Genomic DNA, 18,801 nt, shown 5'->3' on the forward strand with positions numbered 1-18,801 from the left:
GTTGAGTCAGATTCCCGCCCCACCCTCGATCGTGTTGGTCGGAGGGCGCGGCTTCGGTGCCCACCACCTGGTGCGGCTGCGCGAGCGCGAGGCAGCGGGCACGCTTCGCCTCGCCGTTATCGCTGATCCAGCCATCGCCGCCGAGCAGGATGCCGTCGATGGCACTCCCGTCGTCGCGACGCTCGACGCGGCACTGGAGTTGGTCCGCCCCGACATCGTCATCATCGCGACCCCCATTGGCACACACGCGGCGCTCTGCGAAACGGCTCTCCGCGCGGGCGCCGACATCCTCCTCGAGAAGCCGCCCGTCGCGACCTTCGCCGACATGGAACGGCTGCTCGCCATCCAGCGCGAGACGGGGCGCGCGATTCAGGTCGGCTTCCAGAGCCTCGGCTCTCACGCACTTCCGGCTCTCGCCGACCCCGCTCTCGGGCTCGGCAGCATCACGCGCGTCAGCGCCACCGGGCTCTGGAGCCGCCCGCTCGCCTATTGGAAGCGCTCACGCTGGGCAGGCAAGAGGGTCCTCGACGGCAAGCCCGTCGTCGACGGCGTGGCGACGAACCCGCTCGCCCACGCCATCGCGACAGCACTGAACATCGCCGGGCTGCGCACCGCAGACGACGTCGCATCTGTCGAGACCGAGCTGTATCGCGCCAACGACATCGACAGCGACGACACATCCCTGGTGCGCATCAGCGGCCACTCTGGCACGCCCGTCACCTGCGCCCTCACGATCTGTGCATCACCATCCACAGGCGAGGATCGCGGTGCCTCCGTCACGATCGAGGGCACCGAAGGCGTCGCCACCTTCTCGTACACGACGGACGTCCTCACCCTCGGCGACAAGCAGCTCACCTTCGGGCGCACGGAGCTCATCGACAACCTGCTCGCGCACCGGAACGACGGCACACCGCTGCTCGTCCCGCTGGAGCAGACCGGAGCATTCATGCGGGTGCTCGAGGCCATTCGCACCTCCCCGGAGCCGACGAAGATCCCACCGGAGTTCGTCACCTGGCACGACACGGGCGACGATGCATATCCCGTCGTGATGGGAATCGAGGCAGCTGTCCGCGAAGCCGCGCGCACCGGTTCCACGTTCAGCGAGCTCGGCGTCCCCTGGGCGTATGCGGCCCGCGACAGCATCCTGTCGACGATCTCGGTCGCCGGCACAGACGTTGCGGAGTACCGGGACGGTGCAGCCACGATTCCGTTTTCGAGTCCACGACCGTACCTGCACGAGATCCGCACACGCGGAGGCATCGTTGTGAGTGCGCAGCATCCGGCAGACCACGACTGGCACCTCGGCCTCGGCTTTGCGGTGCAAGACGCGAATAGCGTCAACTTCTGGGGCGGGCGCACGTACATGCCGGATCGGGGATATGTGGATCGTCGCGACCGCGGCCGCATCATCGGTGACGCTCTGCGCGAGTCAGAGAGCGGTTTCGAGCAGGAACTCACCTGGCTCAGCCACGATCAGAGCGTTGTGCTCCGCCAGCAGCTCGCCGCGTCATGGCGCGCTCTTGATGGTCGCGCGTGGGCACTCGATCTCGATATCACCCTGCTTCCTCCCGGCGATCGCGATGTCACGCTGGGCAGCCCGGGAAGCAAGGGTCGCACCGGCGCGGGCTACGGCGGCCTGTTCTGGCGACTCCCGGCGTGCCGCGATGCACGCGTGTTCACCGCCGACGCCGAAGGGGAGGATGCCGTCAACGGCATACATGCGCCCTGGGTGGCGTGGACGGCGGAGTTCTTGGCGCAGCCGGAACACACGGGCACGGCGACGATCGCCCTGGTGTCGCGCGATGCCGAACCAGATCCCTGGTTCGTGCGCCTCGCCGATTACCCGGGCATCGGCTCGGCGGTGGCCTGGGATACCCCCACAGTCGTTCCCGCCGGTGCCGGGCTGCGTCGCCGCTACACAGCCCTCGTGGCCGACGGGGCACCGTCGACGCCGGAGGTCGGCCGGATGATCGAAGGAGACGCCTCATGAGCGACGGAGCGACAGAGCAGACACAGAGCGCTGACCGCGCGCAGAAGCGCGCGGCGGTGCGGGCGCTGCTCACCGAACGGGACGCGGAGTCTGTGCTGCTGACGAGCGCGGCTGCCGTGAACTGGTATCTCGACGGTGCCCGCACGCACGTGAGCCTCGCCGGAGACCCGATCGTGGCGGTCGCCGTCGATCACGACCGCGACGCCGTGCTGATCACGTCGAATGAGCACGCCAGGCTCGTGGCCGAGGAGCTTCCCACCGACCTTGAGGTCGTCGACAGGCCCTGGTTCGAGCCGCTTGCTCAGGCGACTGCGCTCACGGAGAAGGATGTCGACTCTGAGCTGCGCGCTCTTCGCGCCGTCTTGAGCGCACGCGAGGTCGATCGCTTCAGCCGGCTCGGTGCAGATGCGGCGCACGCGCTCACCCGGGTTCTCACGGCGGCCGATCCGACGTGGACGGAACGCCAGCTGGCGGCGCGGGTGGCCTCGGAACTCGTCGAGACGGGAAGTGACCCGCTTGTCGTGCTCGTCGCGGGTGCCGGTCGCCCGCATCCGCATCCCCTCCCCACCGACGCCCCGCTCGGCCGTCGCGCCATGGTTGTTGTCTGTGCGCGGCGACACGGACTGATCGCGAACCTCACCCGAAGCATCGTGTTCGGCCGTCTCACTGATGACGAGCGTGACGCACAGGCGCGCATTCTCGAGGTGGAGTCGCACATCTTCGATGCGACGGCGCCGGGTCGGCCGCTGAACGATGTTCTCGGCGACATCGCCGATGCTTACCCCGCGTGCGGGTTCGCCGCGGACCAGTGGCGTGCACACCACCAGGGCGGAGCTGCCGGGTATGCGGGGCGTGATCCGCGAGCCACGCCGGACACAGCGGACCGCGTGCAGCTGGGGCAGGCGTTCGCCTGGAACCCCTGGGCAGATGGCGCGAAGGTCGAAGACACCGTGCTGCTCACCGGTTCCGAGCAGCATCCCGTCATTCAGCCGCTCACTGTCGACCACGCGTGGCCCGTCACCACCGTGGCGGGGCGCCTTCGACCCGTCACGCTCGAGCGGTAGACGTCGCCAGAGGCGGGCTGGCACCCACCGGGTCAGGAAGCCAGCAGAAAGCGCTCCGAGAACCGGATTCCCAGTCCCGACCTGCCCGCGCTCCGCAGTGTGGCACCGTCAAACACCACGGGTCCGTCGTCGGCGAGCAGCCCAAGCTCGGCAAAGCCGGCGCCCTCGACGCGCTCGACCTCCGTCACGGTCGGCAGCGTGAGGGCGAGCTGCCCCGAAAGCTCAGGCAGCAGATGCGGTCGCAGTGTGACGCCGCGCTCATCTGCCAGTGCAGCGATCTCGAGAAACGGCGTGATCCCTCCCACGCGGACCACGTTGGGCTGCACGATGTCACACGCTCCGGCATCGATCACCTCGCGAAATCGGTAACGCGTGTGCAGGTTCTCACCGAGCGCAATCGGGGTCCGGATGCTGTCACGCAGACGCGCGTGGCCGGCCGTGTCATCCGCGCGCAGCGGCTCTTCGATCCACGCGGGCTGAAACTCCTCGAGCTCGGCCATGGCGGTCAGCGCCTGCTCGAGCGTCCACCTCTGGTTCGCGTCGATCATGAGGGCGACGTCGTCCCCGATGATCGCGCGCACGGCGGCGACGCGCGCAGCATCCTCTCCCCTGCCCGGCCTGCCCACCTTCATCTTCACCGCCGAATACCCGGCGGCGACCCAGCGCTCCGCCTGCGCCCGCAGCTCGTCGAGGGAGTAGTGCAGGTTCACACCGCTGCCATACACCGCCACACTGTCGCGCCGTGCTCCCAGATGATCGGTGATCGACGTGCCGCCTTCGCGTGAGGCGAGATCCCACAGGGCAAGATCAAGACCGGCCATTGCGATCGTCGTGATCCCGCCGGAACCCGCCTCATGCAGATGCGCCCACAGCGCAGGCCAGAGTCTGTGCGGTTCGGTTGACCGGCTGATCGCCCAGTCGCGAATATCGTTGTCAAGCAGCGCCGCGACTGCTGCCGACCCGATCGTGGGCGTCCACGAGAAGCCCGTGCCCACGCGGCCGTCGCTTGTTCTGACCGTGACCTCGATGACGTCGATCGTCCGCACGCTCTCACCCCACGGTCGGGTGAGCGGCGCGCGGTGACGACGCACCGTGAGGTCCGCGATCGCCGCTTCGGTCATGCTGACACAAGGCCCTTTCCGGCGTCGATGATCCGCTCGAGTTCCACCAGGTGCTCCGGCGTCGGGTCGGTCAACGGTGCCCGCACACTGCCGACCGGCAGCCCGCCCAGGCGCACGCCCGCTTTCACCAGCGAGACCGCGTAACCCGGAACTTCGTCGCGCAGACGCACCAACGGCCGGTAGAACCCATCGATCAGCTCTGCGCAGCGCGCGTCATCGTGTGCGGCGTAGGCGCGGTAGAAGGCGGCAGAGACCTCAGGCACCATCGCGAATGCGGCAGACGAGTACAGCGGAACTCCGATCGCGCGGTAGGCCTCCTGTGTCAGCTCGGCCGTGAGCAGCCCGTTGAACAGCGACAGATCGTCACGGCCGCTGTTCTCGACGATGCGCGCGATCTCGTGAGCAAGACCAACATCACCGACGCCGTCCTTCAGCCCGATCACGCGCTCGTTCTCCACGAGTCGCTGCACGGCATCACGTGTGAGAGTCGCGCTGCCGCGGTGATACACGATGACGGGCAGATCGGATGCCGCCAGCACGGCGTCCACGTACGCGAGCGTCCCCTCGATGGAGTGGCCCACGAGATAGGGCGGGAGGACAAGCAGCGCGTCGGCCCCGGCGTCCGCAGCACCGCGCGCGCACTCTGCGGCGTGGCCGAGGGGTCCGCCGGTGCCGGCGATCACGGCAACGGATCCGCCCACCACGTCAACGGCGGATCGCACGACGCTCGTCGCCTCTGTCGCGCTCAGCGCGTGGAACTCTCCGGTTCCGCACGCGGCGAAGACGCCGCCCGGTGCGAACTCGAGTCGAGAGGCGATGTGCTCAGCGGTCATCGCCACGTCGACCTCGCCAGCATCCGAGTAAGCGGTCACGGGGAAGAACAGCACACCATCGAATTTCATCGGGTACCTCCTGCGGTTTCGGTCTGCGCGGTCTCTGCCGTCGCTGCCTGCTCAGTCGTGGTTTGGCCAGGCGCGGTTTTCTCTGTCGCGGTCGGGCCTGAGTTCTCTCGAACGGTCCCGCCGTGCACCGTCTCTGTGGAGTCAGCGAGTTCGGTGCGCCAGCTTCGCCCGGCACGCCACCCGAGCAGTCGATCTGCCTTATCGATCGAGAACGCCGGCTGCGTCCCCGTGAGCGAGAGGGCGAGGTCACCCAGTTCGGGAATGAACCGCGGAATCAGGTCGGCGAGGGGTTCCCGCGCCATGGCGTCGGTGGCGCCGACGATGAAGGTCTGCGCGTTCGGGATGCTGTGAGCGCGCTCGAGCAGCGTGGCAAGAAAGTCTCCTGCATCACGTGCGTCAACGTAGTTGAACAGGGCGGGGGCGGCGAGTTCCGGCGACGCCAGCCTCTGGCCGACGGTGTGCCCCTGTTGGGTCAGAGCACCGTGCCATTCCTCGGGGGCGATGACGTAGCACGGGCGGAACGATGCGACCCGCAGCGCGTCTCCGTGCTTGGCGGCGAACATCGCAGCCACGTTCTCGGCCACGAGCTTCGACAGCGAGTACGCGTTCCAGGGGCGTGGCTGCATCGCCTCGGTGAGCGGCAGCGCCTCGGGCAGCCACCCGTTCGGCGAGCCGTACCCGAACACGGTCGGGCTGCTCGCGGTGATGACGGTGCGCGCACCGGCCTCGATCGCGGCACCGAACACATTGTGTGCGAGGGCGACGTTGGTGCGCAGAATGACGTCCTCTGGGGCGCTGAAAGGCACTGCGATCGCTGCCAGGTGAATGACGGCCTCAGGCTTGGCGCGGGCCATGAGCGCGGCACATTCCTGCGGGTCTGTGAGGTCAGCGGCATACCCGTTGTGCTCGGAGTCGGGAACCTCGAGGTCGACGCACGTCACCCGATACCCGGCGGCACGCAGAACGGCGACGACGCTGCGCCCGAGCCGACCCGAGCTTCCGGTGACGACGATTCCGCTCACGAAGCCACCGTCCGCGTCTCTGCCACGGCGATGCCCAGCTCGAGGTCGTCGATCAGCACAGGCCCGCCCGACTCGAGCGATTGGTTGCCGGCGATGCCGACCGAGATGGCGGCGATCCCATCCCGCCACGTGGCTGCCCTCCGCAGCGGATCGACTGAGGTTCCCCGCAGTAGGTCGTCAAGCATCCGAGCGTCCCCTCCCCCGTGTGCGCCCTCTCCGTTCGCAATCGGCAGTTCACTCGCCGGTTCCCAATGTCGTTGAAGCACGAGGCGTTCGCTCGCCGGACGCGTCGCGTTCGCGGCATCCCCGTCGGCCGTCGCACTGGGATCGATGACGCCGCCACCCGTGGGCGAGACGGCGACCATGCCGCGCTCCACGACGTCGAGTTCGAGCCGCCCAGCTGTACCGTTCACGGCGATGCGATAGCCCTCCCATGGACTGTGCGCGTTGAGTGAGTAGCTCATGCTCGCGCCGCGGGAGTAGTCGACGACGAGCGAGAGGTTGTCTTCGATCGTGATGCCGTCGCTGAACACGTCACGGTCGCGTTGGTAGCCGTCAAAGCGTTCGTTGTCGAGGTAGAGCGCCGAGAGCCGAGCATCCTCCGAGAGATCGAGGGCGAACGGGTCGCCGGATGCTGCGCCGGTTCCGCGCGCCGGTCGTGGGCCGAGTCCGCGACGCGCAGCGTTGTCGGCGCCGTAGAACCGCAGGCCGCCAGAGGCGAACACGCGCCGCGGCACGTCGTCGATCCACCAGTTCACGAGGTCGAAATGATGAGACGCCTTGTGCACCAGAAGCCCGCCCGAGTTCGCCTTGTCGCGGTGCCAGCGCCGGAAGTAGTCGGCACCGTGGCCAGTGTCGAGCAGCCACTCGAAGTGCACGGATGTCGGGCTTCCGATCTGCCCCGAGGCAACAGCGTCTTTGAGCGCTGCGTTGCGCGGCGAGTACCGGTAGTTGAACGTGGTCACAACCGAGCGTCCGGTCGCGGCGACAGCGTGGGCAATGGCCGCCGCTCCCTGTTCGTCGATGGTGAGCGGCTTCTCCACGATCACATCGACGCCCGCGCGCACGGCCCGAACGATGTACTCGGCGTGCGTCACGTCGGGCGACGTCACGATGACCCGGTCGATGTGCTGCTCAGCGATGATGCGCTCCAGGGCGTCCGGCGCTGCCGTCACCGGCAGATCGCTCTGACCGCTGAGCGTTGCCGTGCGCGACCGATAATGCTCGGCGCGTCCACTGTTCGTATCGAGGATTGCGGCGAGCTCTGCAACATCGGCATGGCTGGCGGCGAGCGCGTCGACGTACATCTCGGCTCGTGATCCTGCTCCGACGAGCGCGTACCGTGTGCGCTGGCTCATAGAACATCCCCTTTCCCGGCGGAACGGCCGCGTGGGTCGAGAGGTCCGCCTCTCTGGGTTTCTCACACCACCGTGAGAAAACGCTTTCTCATACAATACACGATAGTGTTTGCGATGAGAGCGCCGCTGGAGACACCGCGAGAGCGAGCGGTCAGATGAGAAGGGGGATGCTGTGGCTCGTCGATCACCGGAGCGACTCACGATCGCTGACGTCGCCGAGAAGGCGGGCGTCTCGCTGTCAACCGTCTCGCGCGTTATGAACGGAAGCACCACTGTCGATGCCGCCCTCACGCAGCGGGTTCGGGAGGCGGCGGTCACCCTCGGCTACACGGCGAGCCCGCTCGCGCGCAGTCTGGTGCTCGGCAAGACACAGACAGTCGCGGTGATCGTCCCCGACCTCGGAAACCCCACGTTTCAGGGCGCTCTGCGCGGTCTCAGCACTGGTGCGGCAGGCGAGAACTATCACGTGCTCGTCGCCGATTCGTTCGAAGACCCGTCGAAAGAGGCAGAACTCGCGCGTGAGGCTCGGCGCCGCAGCGATGGCATCGTCCTGTGTGCTCCGCGCATGACCGACGACGAGCTCAATGAGCTTCTGCCGCAGATCTCGCCGGCTGTCGTAATCAACCGAACGCCGACCTCTGCGCGCGTACCCGTTGTCGCCGCCGACTACCGGTCTGGCTTTGCTCAGCTGCTCGCTCACGTGAAAGATCTCGGCCACCGAAAGCTGCTATTCCTCAGCGGCGCCGAGGGTTCAGCATCGAACCGTGACCGGCTTGCTGCCGTTGACGCGTTCCGGGCAGCGAACCCGAACATTGAGATTTCCGTGCTCACCGGCTCGGTGAACTTCGCTGACGGCTATGCGTCGGCCGACGACGTGATCGCATCTGACGCAACAGCGGTCCTCGCCTTCAACGATCTGGTCGCCATGGGGCTTCTGGGCGCGCTGACGGCTCGCGGCGTCGATGTGCCAGGGGAGGTTTCGATCACCGGGTTCGACGATATTCAGTTCGCTCAATACACGACCCCGCCACTCACCACAGCCGCCGTCCCCACACCGGAGCTTGGCGCGCAGGCATGGGCCCGCATGTGGGATCTCCTCAACGGCAGACAGCCCGCGTATAACCTCGCGTTCGGCCCACTCGTAGTACCGCGCGGGAGCACGGGTCGCCCGCCGAAGACCGGCGACGACCCGCATCCGGCCGCTACTTGAGGCCTGTCGTGGCGATTCCCTTCACGAGGTACTTCTGGCCGAAGAGGAACGCGAAGAACACCGGAACGAGCGACACGATCGACATCGCGAACATCGCACCCCAGTCGCTTCCCGCCTGAGAATCGGTGAACTGACCGAGCGCCACGGGGACAGTGAAGACGTCCGGCGCCGTCAGGTAGACGATTGCGCCGAAGAACTCGTTCCACGTCCAGATGAATGTGAAGACGGCTGTTGTCGCGAGGGCTGGCACCATGAGCGGCAGAATCACCTGGAAGAAGGTGCGGAAGTGCCCGCACCCGTCGATGCGCGCCGCTTCGTCAAGCTCCTTGGGAATCCCCCTGATGAACTGCACCATCAGGAAGATGAAGAACGAGTCAGTCCCGAGCACCTTAGGCAGGATCAGGGGCCAGAACGTGTTCAGCCAGCCGAGGTTCGAAAACAAGATGTACTGCGGCACGAGAACGACCTGGAACGGCAGCATGATCGTCAGCAGCATGATCGCGAAGAAGATCTTGCGGCCACGGAAGTTCAGTCGAGCGAACGCGTATGCCGCGAGGGAACACGACACAAGGTTGCCGATGATGGACCCGACAACGATGATCACCGAGTTGATGAGGTACACGCCGAACGGCGATGACAGTGCCGTCCAGCCGACGAAATAGTTCGTAAAGTCAAGGTCGACGGGAAGCAGCCCGGGAGAGTTGAAGATCTCTTCGTTGGGCCGCAGAGAGCTCACCAGCATCCACAGCAGTGGATACAGCATCACGATGGCGCAGATGATGAGAGCTGCATGTCGAAGCACAGACCGGATGCTGCGTGACGCAGGGGTCTTCCCGCGGCGTTCGGTGACGCCGCCGCCAGTGAGCCGCGGACGACGCGCACCGCCCTTGGTGACCAGCTGCGCCGTCTCTGTCTGGAATCTAGTTGTCATAGAACACCCAATACTTCGATGCGATGAAGTTGATAGCGGTGAAAGCCCCGATGATGATGAAGAGCAGCCATGCCAGAGCGGCGGCGTACCCCATATTGAACTGGTTGAAGCCCTGCTGGTAGAGGTACAGCGAATAGAACATCGTCGAATCGGCGGGCCCGCCGTTGCCCCCAGAGACGACGAATGCCTGCGTGAACGACTGGAACGCACCGATGAGCTGCAGCACGAGATTGAAGAACACGATGGGGCTGAGCAGGGGAAGCGTGATCTTGCGGAACTTCATCCAGCGGCCGGCACCGTCGATCTCCGCCGCCTCGTAGTACATCTCGGGGATCTGCCGCAGACCGGCCACGAAGATGATCATCGGGGCACCGAAGGTCCAGACGTTCAGCAGGATGATCGTGCCGAGCGCCGTGCTCGGGTCGGTCACCCAGCCGGGAGCGTCGTGGATGCCGACGAACGCGAGCAGCTGATTGACCAGGCCGTCGGCGCCGAACATCTGCCGCCAGAGAATCGCCACGGCGACGGAGGATCCAAGAAGCGAAGGCAGGTAGAAAATCGACCGGTAGATCGCAAGACCTCGGAGCCCTCGATCCAGCATGATGGCGACGAACAGCGCGATGATCAGCTGCAAGGGTACGGAGACGAACACGTAGGTGAACGTGACCTGGAGCGAATTCGCCAGACGCTTGTCCGACGCCATCTCGATAAAGTTGTCGAAACCGATGAACTGGGGCGCCTGCAGCAGGTTGTAGTCGGTGAACGCGAGCACGAGCGACGCGATCATGGGGCCGAGGGTGATGCCCACAAGTCCGATGAACCAGGGAATCAGGAAGACATAGGCGACGCGGTCGCGTTTCGTGGTCGTTCCCTTGCCTGATGACCGCACATTCTGCAGCTCTGTCATCACGCTCATGGCAGATACTCCATCGCGATCATTCGAAGTCCCTTGCAGTCGTCATTGAGCAGGAAAGCCCGAGTGCAGCTAGAAAGCGCTTTCTCTGGATAGTCCATGACACTAAACCCACACCGCACGCGCGTCAACCTCTCAACTCCGTACTCGCCCACAAACTCGGGAATTCCTGGCACCAATCGACCACAACACCGTTGACACGACGGCTCATGTTGCCCATAATAATGAACCACACCCTGGGAAATCGCTTTCTCAGATCCTCAATCGCTTTCACCGGGCGATGATGCCCGTGGCAAGGAGGCCAAAAATCATGGCAGATTTCACACGTAGGCAGTTCGCCGCCCTGGCGATCGGCGGAATCGGCGCGTCGTTCTTCCTCACCGGCTGTGGCCCGCAGGCCGCCTCCTCGCAGACGAGCAGCGCCGACGATGCGTACAAAGAGGCAACGCTCGTGCTGGGTTGGTGGGGAAACGCTGTTCGCAACGAGAACACCGACAACCTCATTGAGCTTTATACAAAGCAGCACGACACCATCACGATCAAGCCACGGCCTGGCGAATGGTCAACGTACTGGACGAAACTCTCCACCCAAGTCGCGGGCGGAACGATGCCCGACATCGTGCAGATGGATCAGAAGTACATCGCCGAGTACGGCGGACGTGGTGCTCTTCTCGACCTCTCGAAGCAGGGCGCTCTTGACCTCGGGGATTTCCCCGACTCTGCGCTGGAGTCCGGAAGCTACGACGGCAAGCTCTTCGGCATCAACGCAGGCCAGAACGCATACTCGGTGTTCGCGAATGCCGATGTCTTCGCTGATCTCGGTGTCGATATGCCCGACGACGAGACCTGGACATGGGACGACTTCTTTGATGTGGCGTCAGCGGTGACGGACGCTTCCGGAGGCGATGTCATCGGCACCTCCCTGGTTGCTCAGGACGCAGACCTGATGGTGTGGGCGCGTCAGAAGGGCGAGGAGCTGTACACCTCGGACGGGCAGATCGGCGTGTCCCCGGAATCGATCACGTCGTGGTTCGAGTATTTGCTGAAGCTCTCGTCGTCCGGTGCCGGCCCGAACCCGGATGCGTTCACACAGGACGTGAGCGCCGCCGTTGAGCAGTCGCTCTTCGCGACGAAGAAGGCGGCGATGGGTTGGTCGTGGACGAACCAGCTGAAGGCGTATACGGAAGCGACGGGCTCAGATGTGAAGCTCTTAAAGCTCCCGAGCTTTGACGGAAGCGCCGGGGCTGCGGGCATGTTCTTCAAACCGTCGATGTTCTGGTCGGCCTCGTCGAAGACCGAGAACCCCGCGCAAACGTCCGCATTCATCGACTTTCTCGTGAACGACGTCGACGCGGCGAAGATCGGGCTCGCTGAACGCGGGATGCCGGTCAATCCAAAGGTTCTTGATGCGATCCGCGAGGATCTCTCTGACGCTGACAAGGCCGGACTCGAGTTCCTCGAAGCGATCGAAGGCGATGTGAAGTCGACGCCGCCGATCCCGCCGACGGGAACGAGCACCGTGCAGGCAACGATCCAGCGCTACGCAGGAATCGTGCTCTTCGAGGAGCAGTCACCGAAGGATGCCGCTCAGGCCCTGCACGACGAGATGACGGGATTGATCTCGTAGCGGGACTCCTGCGGACCGATCGGCGTCACGAGCCGGCGGCGAGCTCGCGCGCACGTGCGAGCGCAGCATCCGTTGCGTGAGCGAACGTCTCGGCGAACCCCGCCTGCTGCAGAACGTTCACCGCCTGCTCGGTCGTGCCCTTCGGGCTCGTCACCTCGATGCGCAGCTGCTCCGGGGTCTTGCCCGACTGCATCAGAAGCTCGGTCGCTCCAGCGAACGTGCCGTTCACGAGCGTCGCCGCCTGCTCGGGCGAGAACCCCTTGCCGATCGCCGCGCGCGTGAGCTCTTCAATGAGGTAGAAGACGTACGCGGGGCCGGAGCCCGAGATCGTCGACAGCGCGTCGATCTGACTCTCCGGCACTTCGACGACGTCACCGACTGTCTCGAAAACCGCACGGGCCAGCGCGAGGTCATCGTCGTTCGAGCGGGTTCCCGCCGCGAGTCCCGTGACGCCCTTCCCCACGTGCGACGGCGTGTTGGGCATGGCCCTGATGACCGAGACGCTCTCAGGCAGAAGACTCTCGAACGTCTCGATCGTGACGCCTGCAGCGACACTGACGACAATGCTGCCTGGCTCAAGGTCACCGGCGATGTCACGCAGAAGATCGGGGACCATGTGCGGCTTCACGCCGACCAGCACGACTTTGGCGCCCGCGAGTGCGCGCGCCTGAGCATCCGGAGTCTGCTCGAGTGACCAGGACGTCACGCCGTCAAGCTCAGCAAGCGGCTCGGCTTTCGCCGCCGTGCGATTGGTGACGCGGATGCCGCCGTCGACGCGCACGTGAGGCTGAGCCAGACCCGAGAGGATCGCTCCCCCCATGGACCCGGCACCGAGAATGGCTATGGCTGGAAGTGTCGTCTCGCTCATGCGTCCATCCTACGAGCGCCGTCAACGGCTACGACGATCAACAGCTACGATCGAGGGGACGCATATCCGCACGCGCGTCGCCGCATCAGAGAGGATGCCGCCATGACCGACATTCGTCTCGAGACGATCACCCTCCCCGCCGCCGCGCTCGGCTCCGCCAACCCGCTCGCGGTGGTGTCAGACGCCTCCGAGCCGCCGTATGCGGTGAGCGGGGATCTGCCGGAGGAGCTCGCCGCGGGCATGGGCTTCGGTGGCGTCCGCAATCTGTTTCCGTACACCATGCAGGATGCGTACGGCCGCGACCTCGCGCTCACCGAGTTCCGTTCTGTCGTGCTCGAGAACGAGCACCTGCGCGTGCGTGTGCTGCCGCAGCTGGGTGGTCGCATCTGGTCGATCCGCGACCTCGACCGCGACGTCGAGCTGTTGCACGAGAATTCGGCCGTGCAGTACGCGAATCTGGCGCTTCGTGATGCCTGGTTCGCCGGCGGCATCGAGTGGAACATCGGCACGCGCGGCCATTCGCCGTTGACCGCCAACCCGCTGCACTCGGCCATTGTCGAGACGGATGGCGAAAGCATCCTGCGCATGTGGGAGTTTGATCGGCTGCGCGAGACGGTGTTCCAGGTCGATCTGCGACTGCCCGCCGACTCCCCCGTTGTGCTGGCCTACGTGCGCATTCGCAACACATCCGAGCGCGACGTTCCGATGTACTGGTGGACGAACGCGGCCGTGCCGCAGACAGCGCACACACGCATCGTCACCCCAAGCTCGACGTCCATCGCCACCGGTTACGACGGAGCGATTTCACACGTCGAGGTCACAGACGACGTCCTCGCCCCGGCCCGCGCGCCGTATGCGGCCGACTACTTCTTCGACCCGGTGCCCGGTGAGCGCCCGTGGGTGGCGTCGACGGACGAGAACGGCGATGGGCTGGCGCTGCTCTCCACCGATCGGCTGCGGGGCCGCAAACTGTTCTGCTGGGGTGAAGGTGCCGGCGGCCATCGGTGGCAGCGGTGGCTGACCCCCGACGGTCGTCATTATGCCGAGATTCAGTCCGGGCTCGCGCGTACGCAGTTCGAACACCTCGTGATGCCGGCGGGTGACAGCTGGGACTGGGTCGAGGCGTACGGCAACATCGCGCTGACTCCGGGTGGAAAGAGTCCGGATGCTGCCGCCGCGGCCACGCGCGTCGAGCAGCTTTGGTCGACGACCGACGCTGAGGCTGCTCTTGCCACCGCCCGTGAGCTGTCCGACGTGGAGCCCGGCGAGCTGATCGCCTCGGGAAGCGGCTGGGGAGCACTGGAGCAGGCACGACGAGTGGCATGCGGAGAGCCGCCGCTTGCAGCATCCGGGACGCCCTTCACCGTCGACACTGACGAGACGAGGCCGTGGCTTGAGCTGTTAGCGACCGGGTCGCTGCCCGAGGCGAGTACGCGCGAGATCACCGGGTCGTATGTGCGCGGTGAGGCGTGGGAGAAGCTGCTCGAGGCGGCGCCACGCACGTGGCAGTCCACGATGCACCTGGGGACGATGGCGCACGCGCGGGGGGACATCGAGCGAGCGGGCGCGTTCTATGCGGCGTCCTACGCGCTGACGCCCAACATGGCGGCGCTGCGCGGTCGCGCCCGACTTCGCGCCGAGACGGGCAGGGCGACGCGAGCCGCGAACGACTATCTGTCCGTTGTGAGCTATGCGCTCCCTGGCGCCCAGCGCGCACTCGCGATCGAGGGTGCGACCGTGCTGCTCGACGCGGGGTTGCCCGCTGCCGCACTTCGTGTGATCACCGCGGTGGAGGAGGATGTCAGCCGACTCGGTCGCCTGCGGTTTCTGCAGGCGAAGGCATTGCACCTGCTCGCCCGCGGTGACGAGGCGCGAGCGATTCTGCGTGCGGGCATCGAGATTCCGAATCTGCGCGAGGGAGACGAGACGGTCTCCGACTTCTGGGATCAGGTTTTCCCCGACGAGCCGCTTCCCACTGACTACGATTTCCGGATGAAAGTCTGAGTGCTGTCAGTGGCGCGACTTCCGCCGCGCACGTTTCCGGTTGCGAAAGAGGCACCGAACGCCCGCCAGAACTCTGAAGGCGAAGAACAGCAGAAAGGCACCGAAGACGGCGGCTCCCCAGAATTTCGGCAGGTCTGAAGCCGCGAGTCCGAGCGACAGCGCGGCGCCGACAAATGCGCAGATGAACACGGCGAGCCAGAACCATCGATCGGCCCATCGTTCGAACCGGCCGGAGGCCAGGTAGTCGTTCAGCGTGTTGACGTTCTGCCCCGGCATGTACATTATCGGCGCCGGTCTTTCGCCCCCGCGAAACTGCGCGTGCACCCAACGGCGGACCCAGCGTTGACCCCACGTCTCGTCGCTTGCCCTGCGCACGGGTTTCCGCCTCCTCTCCGCAGATCCTCGCTGCCCTCCGATTGTCACTCGAACGGCGGGCGATCTTCCACCCCCGCCCAAGATTCGACGACCAGTTGTGCTGACACCACGATGGTGTCATAATGATGTCATGCAGATTGGACCATATGTCGAGACCCTCCAGCAGCAGCTCTCCGTAGCGGCTGCGGGCGGAAGCGAGTCCACCAGAGAGGCGGCCTCCTTGCTTGCCGCATCCCTTGAGCCGGCATCGCGCCTTGCGCTCATGGAGGCTCTCTCCGAAGCCGCCGGGGCTGTCACGGCCGAGCTTGCCCCCGGTTCCGTCGATGTTCGTCTTCGTGGACGAGATGTCGAGTTCGTCGTGTCGCTGCCAGAGGACACCGATGCCCGGGCGCCACATGACGGCGCAGGGCACGACGCCGCGGACGAGTCGGACGTCTCCACCTCACGCACGACAGTGCGCATACCCGACTCTCTCAAAACACGGGCGGAAGAGGCCGCAGCCGCCCAGGGAATCTCGTTGAATTCCTGGCTCGTGCGCGCGATTGCCAGTTCCCTCCAGCCTCAGCGTGGCAGCGAGACTCGCTCCTCGTCTCTGACGGGGTGGGTGCGATGACTGAATTCGCCGTTGAAAGCACACCGACGCTGCGCCTCGACATCCAGATGGGAACCATCGAGATCATCGCGACCGATCGCACGAACGTCTCTGTCTCTGTTGCTCCGAGCAACCCGAAGCGCTCTGGAGATTCCGCGACCGCAGAGCGCACACGGGTGACGGCCTCCTCGGACACGATCGAGGTCATCACCCCGCGACGCTGGGCCGTCCTCGGCCCGGGTGATTCCGTCGACATCATCATCAAAACTCCCCTCGGTTCGCACGTCGACGCCCGACTCGGCTATGGCTTTCTCCGTGCGACGGGGGCACTCGGAGACGTCAGCATCGACTCTGGCTCGGGCGACACCACACTCGACACCACGCGCAATCTCACATCGAACGGAGGTCATGGAACTTTGCGGTGCGCAGCTGTTCTCGGCAACGCATCAGTGAAACTCGCCTCTGGGAACGCCCGCATTGGCCGCATCGACGGAGATGCTCAGATCACCGGATCGCATGGCAACATCGACGTCGGAAGGCTCGGTGGTTCCTCCGTTCTGAAAACAGCGAGCGGGTCGATTGAGATCGGCACATCGGTCGACGACCTCACAGCAACCACGGCATACGGCTCACTGCAGGTCGGCGAGCTATCCAACGGTACGACGCACGTGCAGTCGGCGCACGGGCGCATCGATGTCGGAGTTCGACCCGGCGTTGCCGTCTGGCTCGATGCGTCATCGAAGCAGGGAAGCGTGCGCAGCAGCCTCGCGGTGGATGACGCCGGACCGTCCGAGGGTGATAAGACTCTCGGGCTCCACGCCCACACGACTTATGGGGACATCATGATCCACTACGCAACACCGTAGCTCCAGCATCCGCTGACTCTCAATACCGGTCGTTCGACCGTCCTTGCTGAGGGCGATTTTTCGCCCTCCACACGCTTTTCCTGTTGAGCGTGTCCGGCTGATTCGCCACGCCCGGCCCACGGCATCCATGGCGCCAGCCTGCCCGCATGCATCACAGCACTACATCACGAGAAAGGGATCTTCTGTGTCTGTACCTGCCATTGAAACTTCCGGGCTGACGAAGTCGTTCGGAGACACTGCGGTCCTCACCGGACTCGACCTGACGGTGCCAACTGGATCCGTCTATGCCTTGCTGGGGCCCAACGGCACCGGCAAGACGACGACGGTTCACATCTTGTCCACGCTCCTTGCCCCAGACTCGGGCGTTGCCCATGTCGCGGGGCACGACGTCCGTCGCCACGCCGATGCCGTGCGCTCCGTAATCGGCGTGACAGGCCAGTTCTCGGCTGTCGACAATTTGCTGACAGGCGAAGAGAACCTGCGCATTATGGCTGACCTTCGCCACCTAGGTCGCCTCAAGGGTTCGCGCGTCGCGACGGACCTGCTTGAAAAGTTTGAGCTGACCGAAGCTGCGGGCAAACCTGCGTCGACTTACTCCGGCGGGATGCGCCGCCGTCTCGATCTCGCCATGACGCTGGTCTCACGACCCCAGATCATCTATCTCGACGAGCCGACGACAGGACTTGACCCCCGAAGCCGCCGCACGATGAGGCAGATCGTCAAAGATCTTGTTGCCGAAGGCGTCACAGTTCTGCTGACCACCCAGTACCTTGATGAGGCAGACGAGCTCGCAGACCGCGTGGGGGTTCTCAACGAGGGAACGATCGTGGCCGAAGGCACGCCACGCGACTTGAAGAGCCGCATTGACGGTGGTCGTGTCGTGCTGACGTTCGACGACGCCGACGCACTCGCGTGCGCAGGGGGCGGGCTCGCTGACAGCATCCCCGACCCCGAAAAACTCAGTCTGTCGGTACCGAGCGACGGCGGCGTCGCCTCTGTGCGTTCTGTTCTTGCCCGCCTTGATGCGCTTGAGGTCGAGCCTACGTCGCTGTCGATCCGCACACCGAGTCTTGACGACGTGTTTTTCGCCCTCACTGGGAACTCCTCACCAACGCCGACGACAACATCCGCCACGGAGGTGGAACTATGACCGCGCCTTCTCTCATCTTTGCTGACACGCGGACGATGTTGCGGCGCAACCTTGTCCACGCCGTGCGCTATCCGCTGATCGGATTCACCATCGGCGTCCCCATCGTCATGCTTCTGCTGTTCGTCTACGCATTCGGCGGCACGCTCGGAAGCGGTATCAGCGCGGATGGTGCTGGACCCGCAAGCATGACGGAGTACCTGCAGTATGTCGTTCCCGGCATTATTCTGCTCGCAGTCGCAAGCGCCGCGCAGATGACCGCGATGTCTGTCGCGCGCGACATGTCAGAGGGCATCATCGCTCGATTCCGCACAATGGCGATCTCACGCGGTGCCGTACTTGCAGGCCACGTGTACGGCAACGTGCTACAGCAACTGATTGCGATCGCCGCGGTCTTCGGCGTTGCGCTGCTTATGGGGTACCGCCCACTGGCTGCCTTTGGCAGTTGGCTTGCCGCGATCGGAGTGATCATGCTGATCGTTATCGCGATTGCCTGGCTCTCTGCGGGAATGGGAATGCAGGCGCGCACCGTAGAATCGGCGAGCAATCTACCGATGCCGCTCATTCTGCTGCCGTTTCTCGGCAGCGGCTTCGTGCCAACGGATTCGATGCCGGTGTGGCTGCGCTTCTTCGCCGACTACCAGCCGTTCACACCGTTCATCGAGACGATTCGCAGTCTGCTTGCCGGTCAGAACCCGGGCACCGAGCTGTTGCTGACGTTCGCGTGGTGCGCCGCCATCACGATCGCCGGCGTCGTCTGGTCACGGATGCTCTATGAGCGCAGATCCCTGCGCTGACGCATCGTCGATTC

General features: G+C 65.1%; 17 protein-coding genes. 9 read left to right on the forward strand and 8 right to left on the reverse strand.

What is annotated here, in order from left to right; translation table 11 throughout:
• Position 1 precedes the first annotated feature (1 nt).
• Both OK352_RS01795 and OK352_RS01800 read left to right on the forward strand, forming a co-directional pair.
• Positions 2 to 1,990, forward strand: a complete 1,989-nt coding sequence (locus OK352_RS01795) for a DUF6807 family protein (protein WP_265139678.1) — start codon at positions 2 to 4, stop codon at positions 1,988 to 1,990.
• Positions 1,987 to 3,054, forward strand: coding sequence for a M24 family metallopeptidase (locus OK352_RS01800; protein WP_265139679.1), 1,068 nt, complete (start codon positions 1,987 to 1,989; stop codon positions 3,052 to 3,054). Before OK352_RS01795 ends, OK352_RS01800 begins: the two co-directional genes overlap by 4 nt.
• A gap of 32 nt (positions 3,055 to 3,086) precedes the next feature.
• Here OK352_RS01800 and OK352_RS01805 read toward each other — a convergent pair whose 3' ends face one another.
• From OK352_RS01805 to OK352_RS01820, 4 genes are read right to left on the reverse strand one after another with little or no spacing between them, the layout of a single operon-like run.
• Positions 3,087 to 4,175, reverse strand: coding sequence for a mandelate racemase/muconate lactonizing enzyme family protein (locus OK352_RS01805; RefSeq protein WP_265139680.1), 1,089 nt, complete (start codon positions 4,173 to 4,175; stop codon positions 3,087 to 3,089).
• Positions 4,172 to 5,077 (reverse strand): 5-dehydro-4-deoxyglucarate dehydratase, encoded by a 906-nt coding sequence (locus tag OK352_RS01810; protein ID WP_265139681.1) that lies wholly within the window; start codon positions 5,075 to 5,077, stop codon positions 4,172 to 4,174. The genes OK352_RS01805 and OK352_RS01810 overlap by 4 nt, the downstream gene beginning before the upstream one ends.
• Positions 5,074 to 6,099 carry an NAD-dependent epimerase/dehydratase family protein gene (locus OK352_RS01815; RefSeq protein ID WP_265139682.1) on the reverse strand — a complete coding sequence of 342 codons (1,026 nt, stop codon included), beginning with the start codon at positions 6,097 to 6,099 and terminating at the stop codon, positions 5,074 to 5,076. The genes OK352_RS01810 and OK352_RS01815 overlap by 4 nt, the downstream gene beginning before the upstream one ends.
• Entirely contained in the window at positions 6,096 to 7,457 is a 1,362-nt protein-coding gene (locus OK352_RS01820; RefSeq protein WP_265139683.1) for a Gfo/Idh/MocA family protein, read from the reverse strand. The genes OK352_RS01815 and OK352_RS01820 overlap by 4 nt, the downstream gene beginning before the upstream one ends.
• A 172-nt stretch (positions 7,458 to 7,629) precedes the next feature.
• Between OK352_RS01820 and OK352_RS01825 the strand changes: the two genes are divergently transcribed.
• A complete protein-coding gene (locus tag OK352_RS01825) occupies positions 7,630 to 8,667 on the forward strand; it encodes a LacI family DNA-binding transcriptional regulator (protein WP_265139684.1) in 1,038 nt (345 codons plus the stop codon).
• On the opposite strand, the gene OK352_RS01830 is transcribed toward OK352_RS01825, so the two are convergent.
• On the reverse strand, positions 8,660 to 9,598 hold the full coding sequence (locus OK352_RS01830) for a carbohydrate ABC transporter permease (protein ID WP_265139685.1): 939 nt from the start codon (positions 9,596 to 9,598) through the stop codon (positions 8,660 to 8,662). The two genes, OK352_RS01825 and OK352_RS01830, sit on opposite strands and share 8 nt — an antisense overlap.
• Positions 9,588 to 10,514 (reverse strand): carbohydrate ABC transporter permease, encoded by a 927-nt coding sequence (locus OK352_RS01835; RefSeq protein ID WP_265139686.1) that lies wholly within the window; start codon positions 10,512 to 10,514, stop codon positions 9,588 to 9,590. The genes OK352_RS01830 and OK352_RS01835 overlap by 11 nt, the downstream gene beginning before the upstream one ends.
• A gap of 307 nt (positions 10,515 to 10,821) precedes the next feature.
• On the opposite strand from OK352_RS01835, the gene OK352_RS01840 reads away from it, so the two are divergent.
• Positions 10,822 to 12,138: an ABC transporter substrate-binding protein gene (locus OK352_RS01840; protein ID WP_265139687.1), complete on the forward strand. Its 1,317-nt coding sequence runs from the start codon at positions 10,822 to 10,824 to the stop codon at positions 12,136 to 12,138.
• Between the two features lie 25 nt (positions 12,139 to 12,163).
• Here OK352_RS01840 and proC read toward each other — a convergent pair whose 3' ends face one another.
• A complete protein-coding gene (proC, locus tag OK352_RS01845; protein ID WP_265139688.1) occupies positions 12,164 to 13,006 on the reverse strand; it encodes a pyrroline-5-carboxylate reductase in 843 nt (280 codons plus the stop codon).
• A 102-nt stretch (positions 13,007 to 13,108) separates the two neighbouring features.
• On the opposite strand from proC, the gene OK352_RS01850 reads away from it, so the two are divergent.
• Positions 13,109 to 15,010 carry a DUF5107 domain-containing protein gene (locus tag OK352_RS01850; RefSeq protein ID WP_265139689.1) on the forward strand — a complete coding sequence of 634 codons (1,902 nt, stop codon included), beginning with the start codon at positions 13,109 to 13,111 and terminating at the stop codon, positions 15,008 to 15,010.
• 6 nt (positions 15,011 to 15,016) lie between these two features.
• On the opposite strand, the gene OK352_RS01855 is transcribed toward OK352_RS01850, so the two are convergent.
• Positions 15,017 to 15,286 carry a hypothetical protein gene (locus tag OK352_RS01855; protein WP_265139690.1) on the reverse strand — a complete coding sequence of 90 codons (270 nt, stop codon included), beginning with the start codon at positions 15,284 to 15,286 and terminating at the stop codon, positions 15,017 to 15,019.
• A 229-nt stretch (positions 15,287 to 15,515) separates the two neighbouring features.
• Here OK352_RS01855 and OK352_RS01860 point away from each other — a divergent pair, with 229 nt between their 5' ends.
• The 4 genes from OK352_RS01860 (at position 15,516) to OK352_RS01875 (ending at position 18,787) form a co-directional block, all read left to right on the forward strand.
• Positions 15,516 to 15,998: a toxin-antitoxin system HicB family antitoxin gene (locus tag OK352_RS01860; protein WP_265139691.1), complete on the forward strand. Its 483-nt coding sequence runs from the start codon at positions 15,516 to 15,518 to the stop codon at positions 15,996 to 15,998.
• Positions 15,995 to 16,843, forward strand: coding sequence for a DUF4097 family beta strand repeat-containing protein (locus OK352_RS01865; RefSeq protein WP_265139692.1), 849 nt, complete (start codon positions 15,995 to 15,997; stop codon positions 16,841 to 16,843). Before OK352_RS01860 ends, OK352_RS01865 begins: the two co-directional genes overlap by 4 nt.
• Before the next feature lie 184 nt (positions 16,844 to 17,027).
• Positions 17,028 to 17,993 (forward strand): ATP-binding cassette domain-containing protein, encoded by a 966-nt coding sequence (locus OK352_RS01870; RefSeq protein WP_265139693.1) that lies wholly within the window; start codon positions 17,028 to 17,030, stop codon positions 17,991 to 17,993.
• On the forward strand, positions 17,990 to 18,787 hold the full coding sequence (locus tag OK352_RS01875; protein WP_265139694.1) for an ABC transporter permease: 798 nt from the start codon (positions 17,990 to 17,992) through the stop codon (positions 18,785 to 18,787). Before OK352_RS01870 ends, OK352_RS01875 begins: the two co-directional genes overlap by 4 nt.
• Positions 18,788 to 18,801: the final 14 nt, after the last annotated feature.

The sequence above is a fragment of the Microbacterium sp. MPKO10 genome (assembly GCF_026107415.2).
Classification (GTDB): domain Bacteria; phylum Actinomycetota; class Actinomycetes; order Actinomycetales; family Microbacteriaceae; genus Paramicrobacterium.